Below are 18,774 nucleotides of genomic sequence, written 5' to 3' on the forward strand. Positions count from 1 at the left end.
TATCCCCGGGACAATCCGGCACCTTTTGCGTGCCGTTGATCATCATTCGGATTTTGACATGACCGCACTTGCCACGCTTCGCCGCGATTGGCTGTCCCGCCCGCGCGCCGACGTGCTCGCCGGCATCGTCGTCGCGCTGGCGCTGATCCCGGAGGCGATCGGGTTTTCCGTGATCGCCGGGGTGGATCCAAGGGTCGGGCTCTACGCATCGGTCGCGATCGCGATGGTGATCGCGTTCACCGGCGGCCGGCCGGGCATGATTTCGGCAGCCACCGCCGCGGTGGCCGTGCTGGTTGGACCGCTGGTGCGCGATCACGGGGTCGACTACCTATTCGCGGCCACGATCCTGATGGGGCTGTTCCAGATCGCCGCGGGGCTGCTGCGGCTGGACCTGCTGATGCAGTTCGTGTCGCGATCGGTCATCACCGGGTTCGTCAACGCGCTGGCCATCCTGATCTTCATGGCGCAGCTGCCGCAGCTGACCGGGGTGACCTGGCAGGCCTATGCGATGATCGCTGGTGGTCTGGCCATCATCTACCTGCTGCCGCGCCTGACCAGGGCGGTACCGTCGCCATTGGCGGCCATCCTGGTGCTGGCGGGCATCGGCATCTACACTGGCGCGCCGGTCAACACGGTGGACGACATGGGCACCCTGCCCGACGGCCTGCCCAGCCTGGCGCTGCCGCAGGTGCCGCTGACTTGGCAGACCTTCCAGATCATCGCTCCCTACGCGCTTGCGATGGCGGCCGTCGGCCTGCTGGAATCTCTGCTGACCGCGCAGATCGTCGACGACATGACCGACACTGAAAGTGACAAGCGCCGCGAATGCGGCGGCCAGGGGATTGCCAATATCGCTGCCGCGCTCGTGGGCGGGATGGGCGGCTGCGCGATGATCGGCCAGTCGGTAATCAACGTCACCTCGGGCGGGCGCGGCCGGCTGTCGACGCTGACCGCGGGCGCGTTCCTGCTGTTTCTGCTGACCGTGCTGGGTCCGTTCGTGGGCCGCATTCCGATGCCGGCGCTGGTGGCGGTGATGATCATGGTCTCGATCGGAACGTTCAGCTGGAATTCGATTCCCAACTTGCGCCATCATCCCTGGCCTTCGTCGGTCGTAATGCTGACGACCGTGTTCGTGGTGGTGGGCACGCACGACCTGTCACTGGGTGTCCTGGCAGGAGTTTTGCTGTCGGGGATCTTTTTCGCCGGCAAAGTCCAGCGGATGTTCGCGGTCGAGCGCACGCTGTCCGACAACGGGGAGCGCGCGACCTACCGCGTGTCGGGGCAAATCTTCTTCGCCTCGGTCGGGCGGTTCGTTACCGCGATGAACGGGCCGGAGACGGCGCGGCATGTCCTGATCGACATGACCGCGGCGCATTTCTGGGATATTTCGGGCGTCGCCGCACTCGACAAGATCGTCGCGAGGCTGCGCCGTGACGGGCGCGTGGTCGACGTGGTGGGCTATAACCGGGCCAGCGCCGATATCGTCGACCGCTTCGCGCTGCACGACAAGACCGGCGTCGAAATGGGCGTCGTCCCCCATTAAGCGCGGGTGGATGACCGGCGCTAGTACTTGCCCCAGACGAACTTGCTGCTGAGCGCGAAATTCCACACCGAGCCGACTACGATGCCCGACAGCGCGGCGGGGTACTCGTGCATTCCGAAACGCACGAGAACCGCGGCAACGCCGACGTTGGCAAGCAGCCCGACCGAGCAGGTCAGCGCGAACTTGGCCCAGCCCCGCGCCAGCGCGACGAAACCGACCAGGCGCTTGTCGGCATAGGTCAACGCGTTGTTGAGGATGAAGTTGAACGTCATCGCCACGACCGCGGCGACCGTCTGGCCGACTTCGAACGGGGTGACGATCGTGCCCATCAGCGTGCCGCCGAAGATGCGCATGAACGTGGCCAGGATCGCCATGTGGATGACCACACCCAGCGCGCCGATCGTGCCGAACAGCGCGAAGCGGGTCGGGATGATCCGGCCCAGCCACTTGTCGTAGAGACCGACCAGGAATTCGAACACGACGGTCCGGTCCAGCTTCGATTCGCCTTCGGCGCGGGCGGCGAAGGCGAGCGGGAATTCCTTGACCTTGAGCGGCGCTTCGACGGTGGCGAGAATGTCGAGCAGGATCTTGAAACCGACGCCCGACAGCCGGTGCGCATCCTTCCTGAGCACTTCGGTGCGGAGCAGGAAGTAACCGCTCATCGGGTCGGTCAGCGTTACCCCGGTGACCTTGCGGGCCAGCTTGTTGGCCATGCCGCTCGCCTTGACGCGGTCGGGGCGGCCCCAGGCCTCGGTGCTGGCGCCCTCGGCGAACCGGCTGGCGTAGGCAAGGTCGAAGCCGTCCTCGGCCACCGCCTTCAGCATGCCAGGCAACAGCGCCGGATCATGCTGGTGATCGGCGTCCATCACCGCGGCGCAAGGCGCGGCGGTGGCGCACATCCCTTCGATCGCTGCGGAAGCCAGCCCGCGCCGGCCGATGCGCTGGATCACGCGGATGCGCGGGTCGGCCAGCGAAATGGCCCGCGCCTCGTCGGCAGTGCCGTCGGCGCTGTTGTCGTCGACGATGATCGCTTCCCAGGCGATGCCTTCCAGCGCGGTGGACAGGCGTTCGACCAGCGCGCGCAGGTTACCGCGCTCGTTGAGCGTCGGCAGCACGACGGCGAGTTGCAACGGAGGGAGGTGAAGCGAAGAGGTCATCGGTTCCGGCATTGTCGTTTTCATTCAGGCCAACCGCTCTACGACCGCATCGCCGATCGCGCGAGTCCCGTGGCTGCCGCCAAGGTCCGCCCCGCGAATCCCCGCCGCCAGCGCCGCAGCGACCGCCGCCTCGACCCGCGCAGCGTCGGCTTCCAGACCGAACGAGTGGCGCAGCATCATCGCTGCGGACAGGATCGTCGCCATGGGATTTGCCACGTCCTTGCCGGCGATATCGGGGGCGCTCCCGTGAATCGGCTCGTAAAGGCCGACCGTGCCATTGCCCAGCGCGGCCGATGCCAGCAGACCGATCGAGCCCACGCACATCGACGCCTGGTCCGACAGGATGTCGCCGAACAGGTTGCCGGTAACGATGACGTCGAACTGGCCGGGATTGCGAACCAGCTGCATCGCTGCATTGTCGACGTACATGTGAGTCAATTCGACGTCAGTGTACTCGCCGGCGATCGCGGTGACGGTGTCGCGCCACACCTGGCTGGTTTCAAGGACGTTGGCCTTGTCGACCGAGCAGAGGCGGCCGCCGCGTCCGCGAGCGGCCTTGAAGCCGACGTGGGCGATGCGCGCGACCTCGGCCTCGGTGTAGCTCATCATGTCCCAGCCGCGGCGGCTTCCGTCGGTCAGGGTGTCGATGCCCTTGTCGCCGAAGTAAACGTCGCCGTTCAATTCGCGGACGATCAAGAGGTTGATCGCGCGCGCCACTTCGGGGCGTAGTGCGCTGGCATCCTCGAGCCCGGCAAACATCGTCGCCGGGCGCAGGTTGGCGAACAGGCCCAGCGCCTTGCGCAGGCCCAGGATCGCTTGTTCGGGGCGTAGGGCGCGATCGAGCCCATCGCAGGCAGGATCACCGACCGCGCCGAACAGCACCGCGCCTGCAGCATGAGCGACCTGCAGCGTTTCGGGCGGAAGCGGGTGGCCGTGGCGCTTGCAGGCGATCCCGCCGACGTCGCCCTCGACCAGGGTCAGGCCGGGAAGCGCCAGCGCCTCGAGCACGCGGACAGCTTCGCCGATGACCTCGGGCCCGATGCCGTCGCCGGGAAACAGCGCTACTTTCATCAAAGACCCCGCCTAGCCGATCCGCGCCAGCCGCTCTCGCAGCAGGTGCCGCGCGCCCATAACATCGCCGCGGCGATCGGCAAGCAGGTAGCGCTCCACCAGCGGAGCGAGCGCGTCGAGCGCGGCAAGGTTGGCCTCCCATTCGCCGGGCGCGGGCCGCGGCGTGTTGCCATAGCCCAGTTCGCGCAGCACGAGGCCTTCGTAGGCGACCAGGCCCGGCACCCAGCCGCGCGCCGACGGGGCCCCGCACACCGCGTCGAGCAATCCGCCCAGCGCAGCGTGGATCGCCGGATAGGCATGACGTTCAGGCAGGGCCGTTGCCGCCAATGCGGTTGCCCAGGTTATGGCAGCGGCGGGCAGCGGTTCGGCCAGGAACGGTCCGCGGCTTGCAAGAAGTTCGACTTTCGCGAACGGCAGCTGGCTGTCCGACCGCGCAGAAATGTCCGCCGCCACCAGGTTGCCGGGGATCAGGACGGGGCGCATCTGCCGCCCACGTCCGCCGGCGACGTAAGCGGCGATGAGGCCGTTTTCCGCCGTCAGCAACCGCGCGATGACGCCGGTTTCACCGTGCGCGCGGGCAGCAACGACGATCGCGGGGGCGGAGAGACGCATCGCTCCGCCCCTACTGCATCAATTGGTCATGCGCACCTCGGTTCGCGCTTTACGCCAGCATGCGAACCTTGGGCTCGCGGGCCCAGTGCCGCGCCGGTGCAACGCCCGCGAACTTGTCGTTCGGGATGACGCCCTCGTCCGGTTCGATCCCCAGCTTGTCGAGGATGAATTCCTTGGTGGCCGGGCAATAACCGATGGTCTTGCAGTGGCTGTAGGCGTCCATGAACCAGCCCAGCGCGGCCGAATCCATCGCCAGCTTCTTGGCGTTGTCGGGCATGATCGCGCAGGCGACCGCGTCGAACAGGACCGAGGGCGACCCGGCCAGCTGGCCGTCGGCCTTGAGCGTGCCGCCCTTGACCTTGAGTTCGCCGATCTTCGGGGCGACAAGAAAGACGCTGCCGCCGTCCTTTTCGACCGCCGTCTTGATGCCGTTGATCGCCTCGAGGCTGGAGCCTTCGTCGAACAGGATCGCGACCTTGCGGCCTTTCATCGGCGGCTGGCCATGCTCGAGGATCGAGAGAGCCGGCGAAGGCTTCATGTCGACCGGTTCGCGCGCTGCCTCGGCCGCATCGGGCAAATCCATCGCCAGGCCCGCGGCAACCCGCTTGGCGAGATCCTCGTCGATGTTGCGCAGGCGGCTGAGAATGCGCTGCGGCACTTGCGGCAACAGGCATTTCGACAGCTCGAACACGATCGCCGAGGCGATGTGCGCCTGCTCGATCGGCTGCTGCGAGCGGTAGAACAGCCGCGCCTGGCTATAGTGATCGGCGAACAGTTCCGGCCGCACGCGCAACCGTTCGCCGCTTTCGCTGCCGGTGTCGCTGGCGGCGAAGCTCGTGAAGCCCGTCGCCGGGCTTTCGCGCGGGCCGCCGTCCTCGCCCGCATCGCCCAGGCTGTTGGGCTCGTAATTGGCGCGGCCCTTGGGCACTTGCGTCTGCATCAACCCATCGCGGTTGAAGTTGTGCATCGGGCAACGCGGCGCGTTGATCGGGATCTGGTGGAAGTTAGTGGTCCCCAGCCGCGATTTCTGCGTGTCGAGGTAGGAAAACAGCCGCCCTTGCAGCAGCGGATCGGCAGTGAAGTCGATGCCCGGCACGACGTTGCCCGGACAGTACGCCGCCTGTTCGGTTTCGGCAAAGAAATTGTCCGGATTGCGGTTGAGCGTCATGCGCCCGACGATCTGGACCGGGAGGTCCTCTTCCGGAATCAGCTTCGTGGAATCGAGCACGTCGTAGGGCTGGGCCTTGGCGAAATCCTCGTCGAATATCTGCAGGCCCAGGTCCCAGGCGGGAAAATCGCCCGCCTCGATCGCCTCGAACAGATCGCGGCGATGGTAATCGGGATCGGCGCCGGCGATCTTTACCGCTTCGTCCCACGTGGTCGACTGAAGGCCCAGCACGGGCTTCCAGTGGAACTTGCAGAAGGTCGATTCGCCCGCGGCGTTCACCAGGCGGAAGGTGTGAATGCCGAAGCCTTCGATCATGCGCAGGCTGCGCGGGATGGCGCGGTCGCTCATCGCCCACATGATCATGTGCATCGATTCAGGCATCAGCCCGATGAAGTCCCAGAAGGTGTCGTGCGCAGAGGCGGCCTGCGGATAGCCCTTGTCGGCCTCCATTTTCACGCTGTGGATCAGGTCGGGGAACTTGATCGCATCCTGGATGAAGAACACCGGGATGTTGTTGCCGACCAGGTCCCAGTTGCCTTCGTCGGTATAGAACTTGACCGCAAAGCCGCGTACGTCGCGCGGGGTGTCGACACTCCCGGCTCCGCCCGCCACCGTAGAGATACGGGTGAACACTTCGGTCTGTTTGCCCTTGGCCTGGAACGGCGCCGCCCGCGTCAGTTCGGGAATGGCCTTCGTGCATTCGAACACGCCGTGTGCCGCCGAACCGCGGGCATGGACGATCCGCTCGGGAATGCGCTCGTGATCGAAGTGGAAGATCTTCTCGCGCAGCACGAAGTCCTCGAGCAGCGTCGGCCCGCGGGCGCCGCTCTTGAGGCTGTTCTGGTTGTCGGAAACGCGGATGCCCTGGTTCGTGGTCAGGAAGGCGGTATCGTCGGCGCCCTTGGCGGCCTGCTGGTGCGTTTCACCGCCGTCGCCGGCAGCGGTATCGAAAGCAGTGGTTTTGCTGGGGGCCTTGGCCATGGTCGTCGTCTCTCCTGCTGTCCCAGGAAGACGACTGGCAGCATCGGGTGTTCCCTGCCGCCGCGAATAAAGCGGCCGCGTTCAGCCGGATCAGGAGGTGGGCTTGGCTTCCAGCGCAGCCAGCCGCTTTTCCAGCGCGTCCGCCTTGTCGGCAGCGGCGGCGGCCATCGCCTTGACCGCGTCGAACTCTTCACGGCTGACGAAGTCCAGACCGCCCATCGCTTCCTTCATCCGCTCGCGCGCGGCATCGCGCGCCTCGCGGCCCATCCCGGCCATCGTGCCGGCGGCGCTGTTAAGCAGCTTGACGAAGTCGGCGATCATGGGGTTTTCGCTTTGCATGGCCGTTATGTGGGATGCGCCGCGCTAGATGGCAAGCCGCGCCGCCGCGCCCGAGCTGTCGACCCCGTCGGCGCCCGGATTGGCGGCAAGGAACTGGTAATTGAGCGCGGTCGCGAACAGGATCCACGCCAGGTAGGGTAGCAGCAGCGCCCCCGCGAGCCAGCGCACCCGCCAGAACGCGATCGTGGTGACGATCACCAGCACGTCGAGCAGCGCGATCACGCCCAGCGCCCAGGTCATCCGGTGCAGCCCGAAGAACACCGGCGTCCAGGCAAGATTGACCGCCAGCTGGACAACGAACAGCACCAGAGCGCCGCTGCGCCCGCGCGCCCCGTAAGCGGCCGCGACCATCGCCGCGGCAAGGCCGATCAGGACGTAAAGGATGGACCAAACGATCCCGAAGGCCGCCGGCGGGGGGTAGATCGACGGCTTGACCAGCGCAGCGAACCAGTCGTTGCCCGGGCCGCTGTTCGCCAGCCGCCCAGACAGGAAACCCAGCAGCAGCACCGCGGGCACGATGAACAGCGCACGACGCAGAAACAAACCGCGCAGCTGGGCGCGAGAGGCGAGCATGGTCATGGCAGTCAGGACCCCGGATCGTTCGATTCGGCGGCGGTTGTGGCCTGCCTGCGCCTGCTGCTCAACCCCGGGCGGCGGACAGCAGGAACTCGACGTTGCCTTCCGGCCCGGTGATCGGGCTACGCTCGATCCCGTCGACGCGCCAGCCGGTGCCTTCCAGCCAGCCGCGCACCTCGTCGCAGACGCGGGCGTGCAGCGCGGGATCGCGCACCACCCCGCCCTTGCCGACTTCGCCCCGGCCGACTTCGAACTGGGGCTTGATCAGCGCGACCAGGCGGCACGCGGGCGCCGCCAGAACCAGCGGAACCTCCAGCACCTTTGCCAGCCCGATGAAGCTGGCATCGCATACCACCCAGTCGCACGGCCGGTCGATCTGCGCGCTCGTCAGGATCCGCGCGCTGGTCTGTTCCAGGACGGTCACGCGCGGGTCCTGGCGCAATTTCCAGGCCAGCTGGTTGGTGCCCGAATCGACCGCGAAAACGTGCGCCGCGCCCTTTTGCAGCAGCACATCGGTGAAGCCGCCGGTGGAACTGCCGATATCCATCGCCGTGGCGCCCGCCGGGTCGAGGCCGAAATGCTCTATCGCGTGGGCCAGCTTGATGCCGCCACGGCTGACCCACGGATGGTCGCGGCCGCGCACCTCCAGCGCCGCGTCGCCGGCGAGCGGCTGCCCCGGCTTGGCGATCCTGGTTTCCCCAGAATAGACCAGCCCGGCAAGGACCAGCGCCGAGGCGCGGGTGCGGCTTTCCACCAGCCCGCGTTCGACCAGCAACTGGTCGACGCGCGCCTTTTTGGCACGGCTGGGCGGATCGGATCGGGTCATCGAGGGCTTGCGGGTTGTTAGCGAAGCCGCCTCCTTCCATAGGGGGAGCATGAAGGCAATTCCCGTCGCTCGCACCCTTGCCGCCGCCATGCTGACCGTGGCGGTGGCCGCCTGCGCGACGCCGCGGCCCGCCCCGCCGCCGCCGCCGCGCCCGGCGCCGCGGCCCGCCCCCGCGCCGCCGCCAGTCGCCGATTGGCGCGACCGCGCGCAGAGCCCGGGCACCTGGACGCTGACGTTGGCGGGCGGGCATACCCGCGCCGATTTCGGCCTGGCCGGGCAGCCCGCCCTGCGGCTGGCGTGCGAGACACCCGGCACGGTCACGCTGACACGCTTCGCCCCCGCCACCGCTGCGCGCGTGCCGGTGGTGGTCACGACCACCGCGCAGCGGCGGATGCTGGACGGAACGGTCGGCGCCGGCGCCATCGCGGTGGCGCTCCCGGCGCGCGACCCGCTACTCGACGCGATGGCCTATTCACGCGGGCGTTTCATGGTCGAGGCAGGCGGCAGCGAGGCGATGCTGGTCCCGAGCTGGCCCGAGGTCAGTCGCGTGATCGAGGATTGCCGCTGAAGCCGCTGTGGAAAAGCCGCGCGAAGTCGCGGATTCTGACGCCAAAAAAAAATTACTCAAGACTTGTTGTGCGCGGCCGAATGATTCACACATTCGGCAAGGCCCACCGGGCTCGCCGGTGGCCCCGGGCTTCCCTGATCGGAAGCTCCTGGCTCAACAGCGCGAAAGGAGGTGACCGATGTCTCATGGTTCAGCAGGGAGGTCGGAAATCCGCGCCATGGAGCATTATCGCTGACGTCGCGATAGAGGCTTCGTGAGCGGCTCTCTTTCGGCCGCTGACCATGCGAAGGGCGGTACCTGCCACGGCGGGGCCGCCCTTCTCATTTACGCCGCTTGGCGAATATTTCACAAAACTTGATTTCCCGGCACGTTTCGTTCACGCGCCGCGCGAGGAGAACCTGCCATGGCGACGCTCGCCGATCCCGCCTTTGCCCGCCAGCCACACCCCGCTCCCGTCCCCGGCGCCACCCGCGTCGAAGCGCTGCGCGATCCCGGTTTCGGCAAGATATTCTCCGACCACATGGTCGTTATCGACTGGTCCGAAGCGAAGGGCTGGCACAATGCAACGATCGGCCCGCGCGGTCCGATCGCGCTCGATCCGGCCGCTGCGGTGCTGCACTATGCGCAGGAGATCTTCGAGGGGCTCAAGGCCTATCGCACCGCCGACGGAGGCACCGCGCTGTTTCGTCCGCAGGCAAACGCCGCGCGCTTCAACCGCTCGGCCGCGCGCCTGGCGATGCCGGACCTGCCCGAGGCGCTGTTCATCGGCGCGATCAAGGAACTGGTCGCAACCGACCGCGAGTGGTTTCCCCCGGTCGACGGCGGGTCGCTTTACCTTCGCCCGTTCATGTTCGCGTCCGAGGCGTTCCTTGGCGTGCGCCCGGCCAGGGAATACAAGTTCGTCGTCATCGCCAGCCCCGCGGGCAATTATTTCAAGTCGGGCGCGCCGGCGGTGTCGATCTGGGTCAGCAGCGACTACACCCGCGCCGCGCCTGGCGGCACCGGCGCTGCCAAGTGCGGCGGCAACTATGCCGCCAGCCTGGTGCCCCAGGCCGAGGCTATCGCGCGCGGACATGACCAGGTGGTCTTCCTTGACGCGGCGGAGCATCGCTGGATCGAGGAACTTGGCGGCATGAACCTGTTCTTCGTCATGGCCGACGGCAGCGTGATCACGCCCCCGCTGGGCGGCACGATCCTGCCCGGCATCACCCGCGACAGCCTGATCGACCTGATGCACGACGAGGGGCTGACCGTGCGCGAGGAGCGCTATGGCATCGACCAGTGGCGCGCCGACGCCGCATCGGGCGCCTTGGTGGAGACGTTCGCGTGCGGCACGGCCGCTGTCGTAACTGCGGTAGGCAAGGTGGCCGGCCACGACGGCGAATTCACGATCGGGGCAGGCACGCCGGGCCAGCTGACCCAGAAGCTGCGCAGCCGCCTGGTGGCTATCCAGCGCGGCGAAGCGCCCGATCCACACGGCTGGGTCGTCAGGCTGGACTGATCATTTTCCCGGGTTGGGCCGCAGTGTCCTGAACTCGCTGCCCGCCTTCCACGTCGGCCAGGCAGCACCGTCCGCCAATCCGGCGCCGACACGGGCCAGCAGGTCGATGTCCATCGCCGCCCCGTCTAGGTTCCAGCTCGGATCCCAGGCGTCGCAGGCCTGGTGGTAGCACTTGCCGGTGTAGGCATCGATCCAGGCCTGCCCGGCGGGCCGGCCGCCCGTCACCAGGTCGCTGGCCCCGGCTATCCCCATCTGCAGCAGAACGGGCACGCCGCGCTTGGCGAAGCTGAAATGATCGGCGCGGTAGAACAGCCCGCGCTCGGGCAGGTTTTCGGGTGTCACCGTGCGGCCCTGCGCCGCGGCGGCTTTCGCCATGTCCTCCTCTAGGCTGGACTGGCCTTCGCCAACCAGGATCGTGTCGCGCGCGGGGCCGGCGGTCTGCAAGATGTCGAGCGTCAGGTTGGCGACGGTCTTGTCGAGTGGGAACGTCGGGTTGCGGGCATAGAACTCGGAGCCGAGCAGACCGCGTTCCTCCGCGGTCCAGAACCCGAACAGGACGCTGCGGCGCGGCGCGGGCGCGGCTTTAAAGCGGCGGGCGATTTCCAGCAGTCCGGCGACGCCCAGTGCATCGTCGTTCGCACCGGCGCGATAGATCCGCCCCTGCGCATCGGCCGGGCCGGCGCCGTAAGCATCCCAGTGGGCACCAAACATCACCGCCTCGTCAGCGGCGGCGGTGCCTGGGATCTTCGCGAGCACGTTGTGGCTGGTCACCGTCTCGCGCGTGACCGGCACGTCGGCGGTGAAGGTGGCGCCGTTCATGGCCACCGCCTTGAACGCGGCGGACCGCGCTGCGACACGCAGCTTCGCCAGGTCCATCCCCGCGCCCGCGAACAGCCTGCTCGCCGCGTCGCCCGACAGCCAGCCCTGGAGCTGCAGCGGCGTGTCCTCGCCCGCCAGCGCATAGTTCTCGCCGTTGGGGCTGATGACCACATTCCAGCCATAGCCCGCGCCCGGCGTATCGTGCACGATCAGCGCACCCACCGCGCCGCGCCGGGCCGCTTCCTCGAACTTGTAGGTCCAGCGCCCGTAATAGGTCATCCGCTTACCGCCGAACGTGCCGGCGACCTTGTCGCCCTTGGTGGCTTCGAAATCGGGGTCGTTGACCAGGAACACGGCGACCTTGCCCTTGAGGTCCATGCCCTTGAAATCGTCCCACTTGCGCTCGGGCGCGCTGACGCCGTAGCCGACGAAGACCAGCGGCGCGGCCGCGATCGCGGCGCGGTCCGCATCGCGCACGGTCGAGACATAGATGTCCTGCTTGAACGCCAGCGGCAGCGGCCCGGCGCGCGTTTGTGCCGCCAGCGTGGCGGGAGTGCCAAGCCGGGTATGCAGCAGCGGCACCGACTGCACCCAGGCGCCGTCCTTGCCGCCGGGTTCCAATCCCAGCCCTTGCAACCGCGCGATCAGGTAGCCGATCGTGCGATCCTCGCCCCGCGTGCCGGGTGCGCGCCCCTCGAACGTGTCGCTTGCCAGCGTGCGGACAGTCTCGGTCAGGCGCGCCGTGTCGATCGGGACGGCGGCGGGTCGATCCTGTGCAACAGCGGGCACGGTGAGCGCGGCGACGGCAGCCGCGAGAAGATATTTGTGCATGGCGCAAAGGACTAGCCGATCCAGCGCGGGGTGAAAGCTATTCTTGTCCGCCGGCGCCCTTGCAGGGGGCGGCCGGGTCGCTACCTCTGCCCGGAACGCAAGCGAAGGAGCACCCGATGGCCGACGACTATACGCCCCCCGAAGTCTGGACCTGGGAGCCCGGCAACGGCGGCGCCTTCGCGGCGATCAACCGTCCCACCAGCGGCGCCCAGGTCGACAAGGCGCTGCCCGAAGGAGAGCATCCGTTCCAGCTCTATTCGCTGGGCACGCCCAACGGGCAGAAGGTGACGATCCTGTTCGAGGAGCTGCTCGAGGCCGGCTTCAGCGATGCCGAGTACGACGCCTGGCTGATCAACATCGGCGATGGTGAGCAGTTCACCAGCGGTTTCGTCGCGCTCAATCCCAATTCCAAGATTCCCGCCCTGCTCGACAAGTCGGGGTCCGAACCGTTCCGCGTTTTCGAAAGCGGCGCGATCCTGCTGCACCTTGCGGAAAAGTTCGGCGCCTTCATTCCTACCGATGCCAAGGGCCGGGCCGAATGCCTGTCATGGCTGATGTGGCAGATGGGCAGCGCCCCGTTCATCGGCGGCGGCTTCGGGCATTTCTACCACTACGCCCCGGCCAAGATCGAATACGCCATCGACCGCTACGCGATGGAGACCAAGCGCCTGTTCGACGTCGCCGACAAGCGGCTGGGCGAAGCGCGCTACTTGGCCGGCGACGACTACACCATCGCCGACATGGCGGCCTACGGCTGGCTGGGCGCGATCGCCAAGGGGCTCGCCTACGGCAACGCCGCGACATTTCTGTCGGTCCACGAATACGTCAACGTCCAGCGCTGGGTCGATGAGCTGACCGCGCGGCCGGGCCTGCGCCGGGGCCGCGTGGTCGGCCGCGCCTCAGCGGGCGAAGGCCGCTATCTGAAGGAACGTCACTCGGCCGAGGACTTCAAGGCGCTGGAACCCGGCGTCATCTGAACCCGTTCGGCGGGCCGATCGTTGGCGGGACGGGGCGGCGCGCCGGTGCGGACCCGGTCCGTCACCGGGTGCCGTGCCCGCGACGCGCTGGCGCGCGACCCGCCGACCAGAACCTGCAGGTCGTATAGCGCGCGCGCCAGCCCGATGCCGGGTACGGCGGCGATGTAACGCGGGTGCCAGGTCGGCCCGAACTTGGCCTTGAAGGCGCGCAGGCCCGCGAAGCCGTAGATGCTGCCGCCGTGGCGATAAAGGAACGCTCCCGCCCGCGCCCACACGGTCGCCAGCCGCCGCGCCGCAAGTCCCGACAAGGGCGCGAGGCCAAGGTTGAAGGTGGCATAGCCCTGCGCGTGGCCCCAGCGCATGATCTCGACCAGCAGCAGGTCCATTCCGCCCGGCGGCATCGCGGCATCGTGGCGCATCAGGTCGATCGAGAGTTCGCCTCCGCGCCGCGCCTGCAGCAAGTTGGCGAAGGCGACGATCCGATCGTCGACCCGCAAGATCGCGAAGTCGCATTGGACGAGGTAGGAAGGGTCGAACCGCCCAATGCTGAAGGCCTTTTCGCCCTGCCCCTTGGCCGCAAGCCAGCTGGCGGAAATCCGCTCAAGCACGGGCAGGATCGCGGGAACGTTGGCGGCGGGAACGAATTCGACCGTCGCGCCCGCGCGCAGCGCGCGGCGTTCCGAATGGCGCAAGTTGCGAAAGGCCGGGCCCTCCAGCGAAAAGGTTGCCAGCTGGACGTGGGCTTCCTCGCCGTATTTGATGATCTGCAGGCCCAGGTCGATGGCGAAGGGCAGCACGGCGGGCGAAACCTGGTACAGCAGAAGCCGTCCCTGCGCCGCGTCGGCACGCTCTCGCAGTTCCCATAACAGGCCGGACCAGCGGTCCTGCGGCCCGGCGGGATCGCCCAGCACGATCCAGCTGGCGCCCTGGATCTGATAAAGTACGAAGGCTGTCCCGTCGCTCGACGTCAGGATGCGCTTGTCGCCGACCAGCGCCAGCTTGGCATCTGCCCTTTCGACGTCGGCGACCAGGCGCGCGATGTCGCCCGGATCGCGGACGTCCTCGCCGCTGCGCGGACGCGCCGCGCTGAACAGCCATGCCACCGTCGCCGCGATCAGCATGACCGACGCCGCCAGGCTGGCCCTTAGCGCGCGCGACGCGCCCGAATGCCAGGCGAACTGCCACCACAAGTCGTTGCTGTAGGCGACGTGCTTGTGCGCGAAGAATGCGATCCACGCCGACAGCGCGACCGCGATCGTGCAGGCGGCCAGCCAGCCGCCCGAGAAGACGTCGAGCGTAAAGGCGGTGCGCCGGTAGAACGCCCGCCGCGACCACCCCAGCACCGCGGCGATGGCCAGCAGGATGGCGGCTTCCTCGTAATCGAAGCCCTTGGCGAGCGAGAACGCCGCCCCCGCGAACAGCAGCAGCCGCGTCAGGTGGAAGGCAGCATCGAGGCGGCGGAACAGCCCCGGCGCCAGCAGCAGCAGCGCGGTGCCGACCAGGCTGGCAGCGATGTGGGACGCCTCCACGAATGGCAGGGGCACGACCAGCCGCAGCGCCTGCAGGCGCGCGGGGATGGCGGGAAGCGACCCAGAAACGAGCAGGATCAGGCCGCCGGTGAAGGTCAGCGCTGCCAGCAGCGGCGGCGCCAGCGCCACCGCGATCGATTGCGATACGCCCAGCGCCGCGGTTACCGGGCGCCGCCAGGCGCGCAGCTCGTAAAGGGCCAGTACGATGCCCGCGACGCCGAGCGGGGCGAGATAATAGATCAGCCGATAGGCGATCAGCGCGGCGGCCAGTTCGGGCCGGTCGATCCCGGGCAGCGCCGCGATCATCGCCGCCTCGAACACCCCCAACCCACCCGGAACGTGTGTCAGCGTGGCGATCAGCAGCGCCGCGCAGTAGGCCGACAGAACCGCCGGAAACAACGCCGATCCCGCGCCGGGCAGCAGCACGAACAGGACCGCGCAGGCCAGCGTCACGTCGCAGGTCGCGATGGCCAGCGCGCCCGCGCCCTGCCGCGCGGTTGGCAGCGGCATCTGCCAGCGCAGCAGCGCGATGGAGCGGCGCCGGCGGCCGAGCACGGGCATCAGCCCGGCCAGCGCTGCCACTACGAGAGCCAGGATGATCGGCTGCGCGGCAGGTGCGACCGTCAGCGGACCCAGCGGGAACGGCGCCTGCCTCAGCGCGGTCGCCAGCCCGCCCGCGATGACCAGGCCGCCGTAGAAAAACGCGCCTGCCAGCGCCATGATGCGCCCGATGTCGCCCCCGCCGATGCCGTGCCCGGTGTAGAGCCGGTAGCGCGCCGAGCCACCGGTCAGCAGCGACAGGCCCAGGTTGTGGCTGAGCGTGTAGCTGACGAAGGAGGCCAGCGCCGCTGTCCGCCAGCGCAGCGGCCGGCCGATCACGCGCAGCGCCATCGCGTCGTAAAGCGTCAGCGCCAGATAGCTGCCGGCGGTGAACAGAACCGCGAGCGCCAACCGCGCCGCGCTGACCCCGTGCCAGGCCGCGCGGATATCGCGCATGCTGACTTCGCCGAGCAGGCGGTCGACCGCGAACAGCCCCAGCCCCGCCAGGACCACCACCGCGCCCAGCGCCACAAGCCGCCGGGCCGACGCCGAAAGCGCGATGGGGACCACCGGGGGGGCGTCAGGCCCGGCGCCAGATCTGCGACTTGCAGACCAGCCCGGCAAGGATGCAGCCGCTGACCTTCAGTTTGCCGCCGCCCTGCAGTTCGAGCGTCGACGAAAAGCGGTGGCCCATATCGGGCACGAAAACGTGGCCCGACCACCGGCCCGGGCCCGACGGCCGATAGTCCTGAAGCAATTCGGTGCCGACCAGCCGGGCGGTGCCGCCCTCGCGGGCTTCCTCCTCGGCGCCGGGCGTTGCCCAGACCACGCGGCCGCACAGACTTTCGCCGCACTGTTCGGTGCGGACCTTCACGCTGTTGAACGGGTTGATCCAGATCATTCCGTCGATGCCGGGCGGCGGGCTTGCGTACGCGGGCTGCCCCGTCGCGGCCAGCGCGAGGGCGGCGGCAAGGCACAGGGGAAAACGCGCAAACCTGGACATCGGCGCCTCGGGCAGGCCAGAACGGCAGCCCTCGCCGCTGCGCCCGCAAAGCTTAACGCAAGCTGATGCTCACGCCGATTGCCTGCACGACCGCGGCATTGATCGCCGCGTTATCGAAGCGCAGCAAGTGGCCGCCGGGCAAAACGACGTGGCGGACGCGCACCCCGCCGAACTCGCCGCACGGCGATGCCGCCTCGTCACGCCCCGAAATGCAGGTGAGCGGAAGCCACGTCAGATCGCGCAGCGTATCCATCGCCGCCTCGTCGGGGCGCCCCCATTCAAGCATTTCGCGCAACGAAACCTCGAAATAGAGCGCGCGAGTCGGCACGATCAGGACGGCGCCGCGCACGGCTTCGCGCCGGGCTGGCGAAAGGCCTGCCAGTCCGACTTGCGCGGCGTCGGCGCCCAGCGAATGACCGATGACGACCACGTGGCGTCCCGGCGCCAGCGCCTGCGCGCGCGCGATCGCCCGATCGAGCAGCGCGGCGATCTCAGCCGGCTGGCGGTGGCGGCGAAAAAACGTCAGCGAATTGATCGCGACGACGGGAATGCCCCGGCTCGTCAGCGCGGCGATGGTCGGTTGCCCGGCCCCGAGCCGCAAGCCCACATCGCTTGAAAGATAGACCGCGGCGAGATTGCTGCCGTGCCGGGTGCCGGCCGGATAGATGGAAATCGCGTCCGCGTTGAAATAGCCGGACCAGGCGAGCAGCGCGGCGATCGAAGCAGCGAGCGCCGCCAGCCAGGTGGCGCCGCGGCGCCAGCGAGACGATCTTCGGGCCATGCAATCCGCGTCCTGGGGCGCAGGTCGTCCGCGCCGCGCCTGCTTGCCGGGCCGGATTGCGGATTGCAAACGGGATGTGAATAGGCGCGGGCGTTGCGAGACTGGCTGGGGCGGCAGGAGTCGAACCCTTCTCAAGCAAACTGCCGCAGATTACCGTAAGTTATTGACCAGCCGGCGTATATGTTACATCTGAATGCTACAGTAGATGCTACAATCGGTTTCCGGGATAATGCTGGATAGGTATCTTTTCAAGCGGAAAAGCTCGAGGCAATGGCAGTTGCGCGTCCCAGTGCCAAAGGACGTGGTGGCTGCCTTCGGGACCGACCAGTTCACCCGCTCAATGCGCGAAACCGATCGCACCAAAGCTGCCGCCAAGGCTCTCCCAATCATTGCTGAACTAAACCAAAAATGGGCCGCGCTCCGAGCGAGTGAGGCTGCTCGGCTTCACGCTGCGACGCCGACCGAGTCTGACCTGCTCGGTATCACTTGGGATGCTTTCAAGCGCTCGCAAGCGATAGCGGTCGCAAAGCGAGAGGCGGTGCGCAATGAGGGTCCTTCTGCATACAGTAAATATGTCGCGAAGCAGGAAAGCGCTCAAGGCGGCCTTGTTCGCGACATAGTCAGCGGTCGAACGGATCGTTGGGAGGACGCCGCAATTCGCATTCTCCAAGGCCGAGGTTTCGAAGTCGACCGGGATGATGAAACCTTCCGTCGGTTTACAAGAATGCTGGCTGAGGCGACCGTCTCAGCCATTGATGTTGAAAACCGACGTGATCGAGGCGAGCTTGCAGCGAGGCCAAACAGCGCAGTGCTCGATCGCGCGCAGGTAGTTGCTGAGGGAAACGACAGCGGACACGCAGAACTCCCCTTTACGCTGCTGGTGGAGCAGTTTCTCAAGCTATGGAATGCGGACAGGTCTGGAGAGAAGCAAACCAACACCGAGCAGCAGAAGCGGGCCACCTTCAGGTTGTTCGCTGGGTTCTGCGGAGACGTGCCGATCGGCCAAATTACCGTAAAGAATGCCGCCGAATTTCGGGACGCGGTTAAATTGCTGGACCCGAATTGGTGTCGATCCCCGTCAGCCCGCGGCGGAACATGGGAATCTCTATCGTCGAGCTACGGAAACCATCCGACCGGGCTCTCGGATAGCACGATGAACCGCCACATGGCGACGTTGCAGAAGTTATGGGACTGGGCACGGAAGCGCGGCCACTGCTCTGGTGACAACCCCTTTGCTGGCTTCCACCGCAAGATCAGGGACGGCCGAAATGCTCAGTCATACCGAGCTTGGGAAAATGTTGAGCTCGCATGCCTCTTCAACCCGCCACCCAAGCGCGTCGATTTAACGGAGGTAATGCTCGTCGGACTGTTCACCGGCATGCGCCTGAATGAGATCGCCTCCCTGACGTGGAAGCAGCTTCGCTCGGAAGCCGGGGTCTACTACTTTCAGATTGATGATTCGAAGACAGCGGCGGGTGTTCGGCAGGTTCCAGTGCATCGAGCGCTAGAGTGGCTGCTCAAGCGCGAACGCGGTAGGGCGGAGGATCGGGTCTGGTCGACGTTCAATTTAGAGGGTCCCGGCAAAAAACCCGGCGCCGATGCCAGTAGAGAGTTCTCTCGCTTCAAAGCCCAGCGAGGGTTCGGCGGCGATCGCCAAAAGACGTTCCATTCTTTTCGGAAAAACGTGACACGCATCATGGAGCGCGCAGGCGTTCCCGAAAACGAATGGGCGCAGGTATTTGGGCATGAGCGCGGCTTCACATATCGGGTCTACAATCCCGACGGGATCGCACTCGCGCGCAAGTCAGAGATAATCGAGCTAATCAGTTACCCGGGATTAAACCTTCCCATCCCGGCTTGAGACACGAGGGAGCTGGGCTGCTGAGTTTGTGCAAGCCGAATTAGCGTGAACGGTTGCATGGCATCACAAACGCGCCTTTTGCTCGCGGGTT

16 protein-coding genes and 1 other annotated feature (1 of these 17 only partly in view) are annotated in these 18,774 nt (G+C 67.2%); of the genes, 5 read left to right on the plus strand and 11 right to left on the minus strand.

Translation table 11 applies throughout. The annotated features are described in order from the left end of the window. Positions 1–16: a sequence feature (sul1 is cis-regulatory element that is thought to sense ions involved in sulfur or methionine metabolism; They are found in Alphaproteobacteria), on the plus strand (it extends 35 nt beyond the left edge of the window). Between the two features lie 42 nt (positions 17–58). Next, on the plus strand, positions 59–1,543 hold the full coding sequence (locus ACOYW6_RS07150) for a SulP family inorganic anion transporter (RefSeq protein ID WP_423140641.1): 1,485 nt from the start codon (positions 59–61) through the stop codon (positions 1,541–1,543). A 20-nt stretch (positions 1,544–1,563) separates the two neighbouring features. On the opposite strand, the gene ACOYW6_RS07155 is transcribed toward ACOYW6_RS07150, so the two are convergent. The 7 genes from ACOYW6_RS07155 to ACOYW6_RS07185 form a co-directional block, all read right to left on the minus strand. Continuing rightward, positions 1,564–2,700, minus strand: a complete 1,137-nt coding sequence (locus tag ACOYW6_RS07155; RefSeq protein ID WP_423140642.1) for a glycosyltransferase — start codon at positions 2,698–2,700, stop codon at positions 1,564–1,566. Between the two features lie 24 nt (positions 2,701–2,724). After that, positions 2,725–3,771, minus strand: a complete 1,047-nt coding sequence (gene leuB / locus ACOYW6_RS07160) for a 3-isopropylmalate dehydrogenase (protein WP_423140643.1) — start codon at positions 3,769–3,771, stop codon at positions 2,725–2,727. Between the two features lie 12 nt (positions 3,772–3,783). Continuing rightward, positions 3,784–4,383, minus strand: a complete 600-nt coding sequence (gene recO / locus ACOYW6_RS07165) for a DNA repair protein RecO (protein ID WP_423140644.1) — start codon at positions 4,381–4,383, stop codon at positions 3,784–3,786. A 49-nt stretch (positions 4,384–4,432) separates the two neighbouring features. Beyond that, a complete protein-coding gene (locus ACOYW6_RS07170) occupies positions 4,433–6,532 on the minus strand; it encodes a catalase (RefSeq protein WP_423140645.1) in 2,100 nt (699 codons plus the stop codon). A 90-nt stretch (positions 6,533–6,622) separates the two neighbouring features. After that, positions 6,623–6,871, minus strand: coding sequence for an accessory factor UbiK family protein (locus ACOYW6_RS07175; protein WP_423140646.1), 249 nt, complete (start codon positions 6,869–6,871; stop codon positions 6,623–6,625). A 24-nt stretch (positions 6,872–6,895) separates the two neighbouring features. Then, complete coding sequence (locus tag ACOYW6_RS07180; protein WP_423140647.1) at positions 6,896–7,450, minus strand: TspO/MBR family protein; 555 nt, start codon at positions 7,448–7,450, stop codon at positions 6,896–6,898. A gap of 61 nt (positions 7,451–7,511) precedes the next feature. Further along, positions 7,512–8,273, minus strand: coding sequence for a TlyA family RNA methyltransferase (locus tag ACOYW6_RS07185; RefSeq protein ID WP_423140648.1), 762 nt, complete (start codon positions 8,271–8,273; stop codon positions 7,512–7,514). 49 nt (positions 8,274–8,322) lie between these two features. On the opposite strand from ACOYW6_RS07185, the gene ACOYW6_RS07190 reads away from it, so the two are divergent. Continuing rightward, positions 8,323–8,841, plus strand: a complete 519-nt coding sequence (locus tag ACOYW6_RS07190) for a hypothetical protein (protein WP_423140649.1) — start codon at positions 8,323–8,325, stop codon at positions 8,839–8,841. Between the two features lie 403 nt (positions 8,842–9,244). After that, positions 9,245–10,342 carry a branched-chain amino acid aminotransferase gene (locus tag ACOYW6_RS07195; protein WP_423140650.1) on the plus strand — a complete coding sequence of 366 codons (1,098 nt, stop codon included), beginning with the start codon at positions 9,245–9,247 and terminating at the stop codon, positions 10,340–10,342. Here the strand turns inward: ACOYW6_RS07195 and ACOYW6_RS07200 are convergent, their stop codons facing one another. Further along, complete coding sequence (locus tag ACOYW6_RS07200) at positions 10,343–11,992, minus strand: M20/M25/M40 family metallo-hydrolase (protein ID WP_423140651.1); 1,650 nt, start codon at positions 11,990–11,992, stop codon at positions 10,343–10,345. A gap of 116 nt (positions 11,993–12,108) precedes the next feature. On the opposite strand from ACOYW6_RS07200, the gene yghU reads away from it, so the two are divergent. Beyond that, positions 12,109–12,969, plus strand: coding sequence for a glutathione-dependent disulfide-bond oxidoreductase (yghU, locus tag ACOYW6_RS07205; protein WP_423140652.1), 861 nt, complete (start codon positions 12,109–12,111; stop codon positions 12,967–12,969). Here the strand turns inward: yghU and mprF are convergent. Genes mprF through ACOYW6_RS07220 form a run of 3 tightly spaced genes read right to left on the minus strand, consistent with a single transcriptional unit; the run spans position 12,924 to position 16,822 of the window. Next, positions 12,924–15,608 carry a bifunctional lysylphosphatidylglycerol flippase/synthetase MprF gene (gene mprF / locus ACOYW6_RS07210; protein WP_423140653.1) on the minus strand — a complete coding sequence of 895 codons (2,685 nt, stop codon included), beginning with the start codon at positions 15,606–15,608 and terminating at the stop codon, positions 12,924–12,926. The two genes, yghU and mprF, sit on opposite strands and share 46 nt — an antisense overlap. A 10-nt stretch (positions 15,609–15,618) precedes the next feature. Next, complete coding sequence (locus ACOYW6_RS07215) at positions 15,619–16,041, minus strand: DUF2147 domain-containing protein (RefSeq protein ID WP_423140654.1); 423 nt, start codon at positions 16,039–16,041, stop codon at positions 15,619–15,621. A gap of 52 nt (positions 16,042–16,093) precedes the next feature. Continuing rightward, positions 16,094–16,822 carry an AcvB/VirJ family lysyl-phosphatidylglycerol hydrolase gene (locus ACOYW6_RS07220; RefSeq protein ID WP_423140655.1) on the minus strand — a complete coding sequence of 243 codons (729 nt, stop codon included), beginning with the start codon at positions 16,820–16,822 and terminating at the stop codon, positions 16,094–16,096. Positions 16,823–17,123: 301 nt separating this feature from the next. On the opposite strand from ACOYW6_RS07220, the gene ACOYW6_RS07225 reads away from it, so the two are divergent. Beyond that, on the plus strand, positions 17,124–18,683 hold the full coding sequence (locus tag ACOYW6_RS07225; protein WP_423140656.1) for a tyrosine-type recombinase/integrase: 1,560 nt from the start codon (positions 17,124–17,126) through the stop codon (positions 18,681–18,683). Positions 18,684–18,774 lie beyond the last annotated feature (91 nt).

The sequence above is a fragment of the Parablastomonas sp. CN1-191 genome, assembly GCF_049354825.1.
Taxonomy (GTDB): Bacteria; Pseudomonadota; Alphaproteobacteria; order Sphingomonadales; family Sphingomonadaceae; genus Novosphingobium.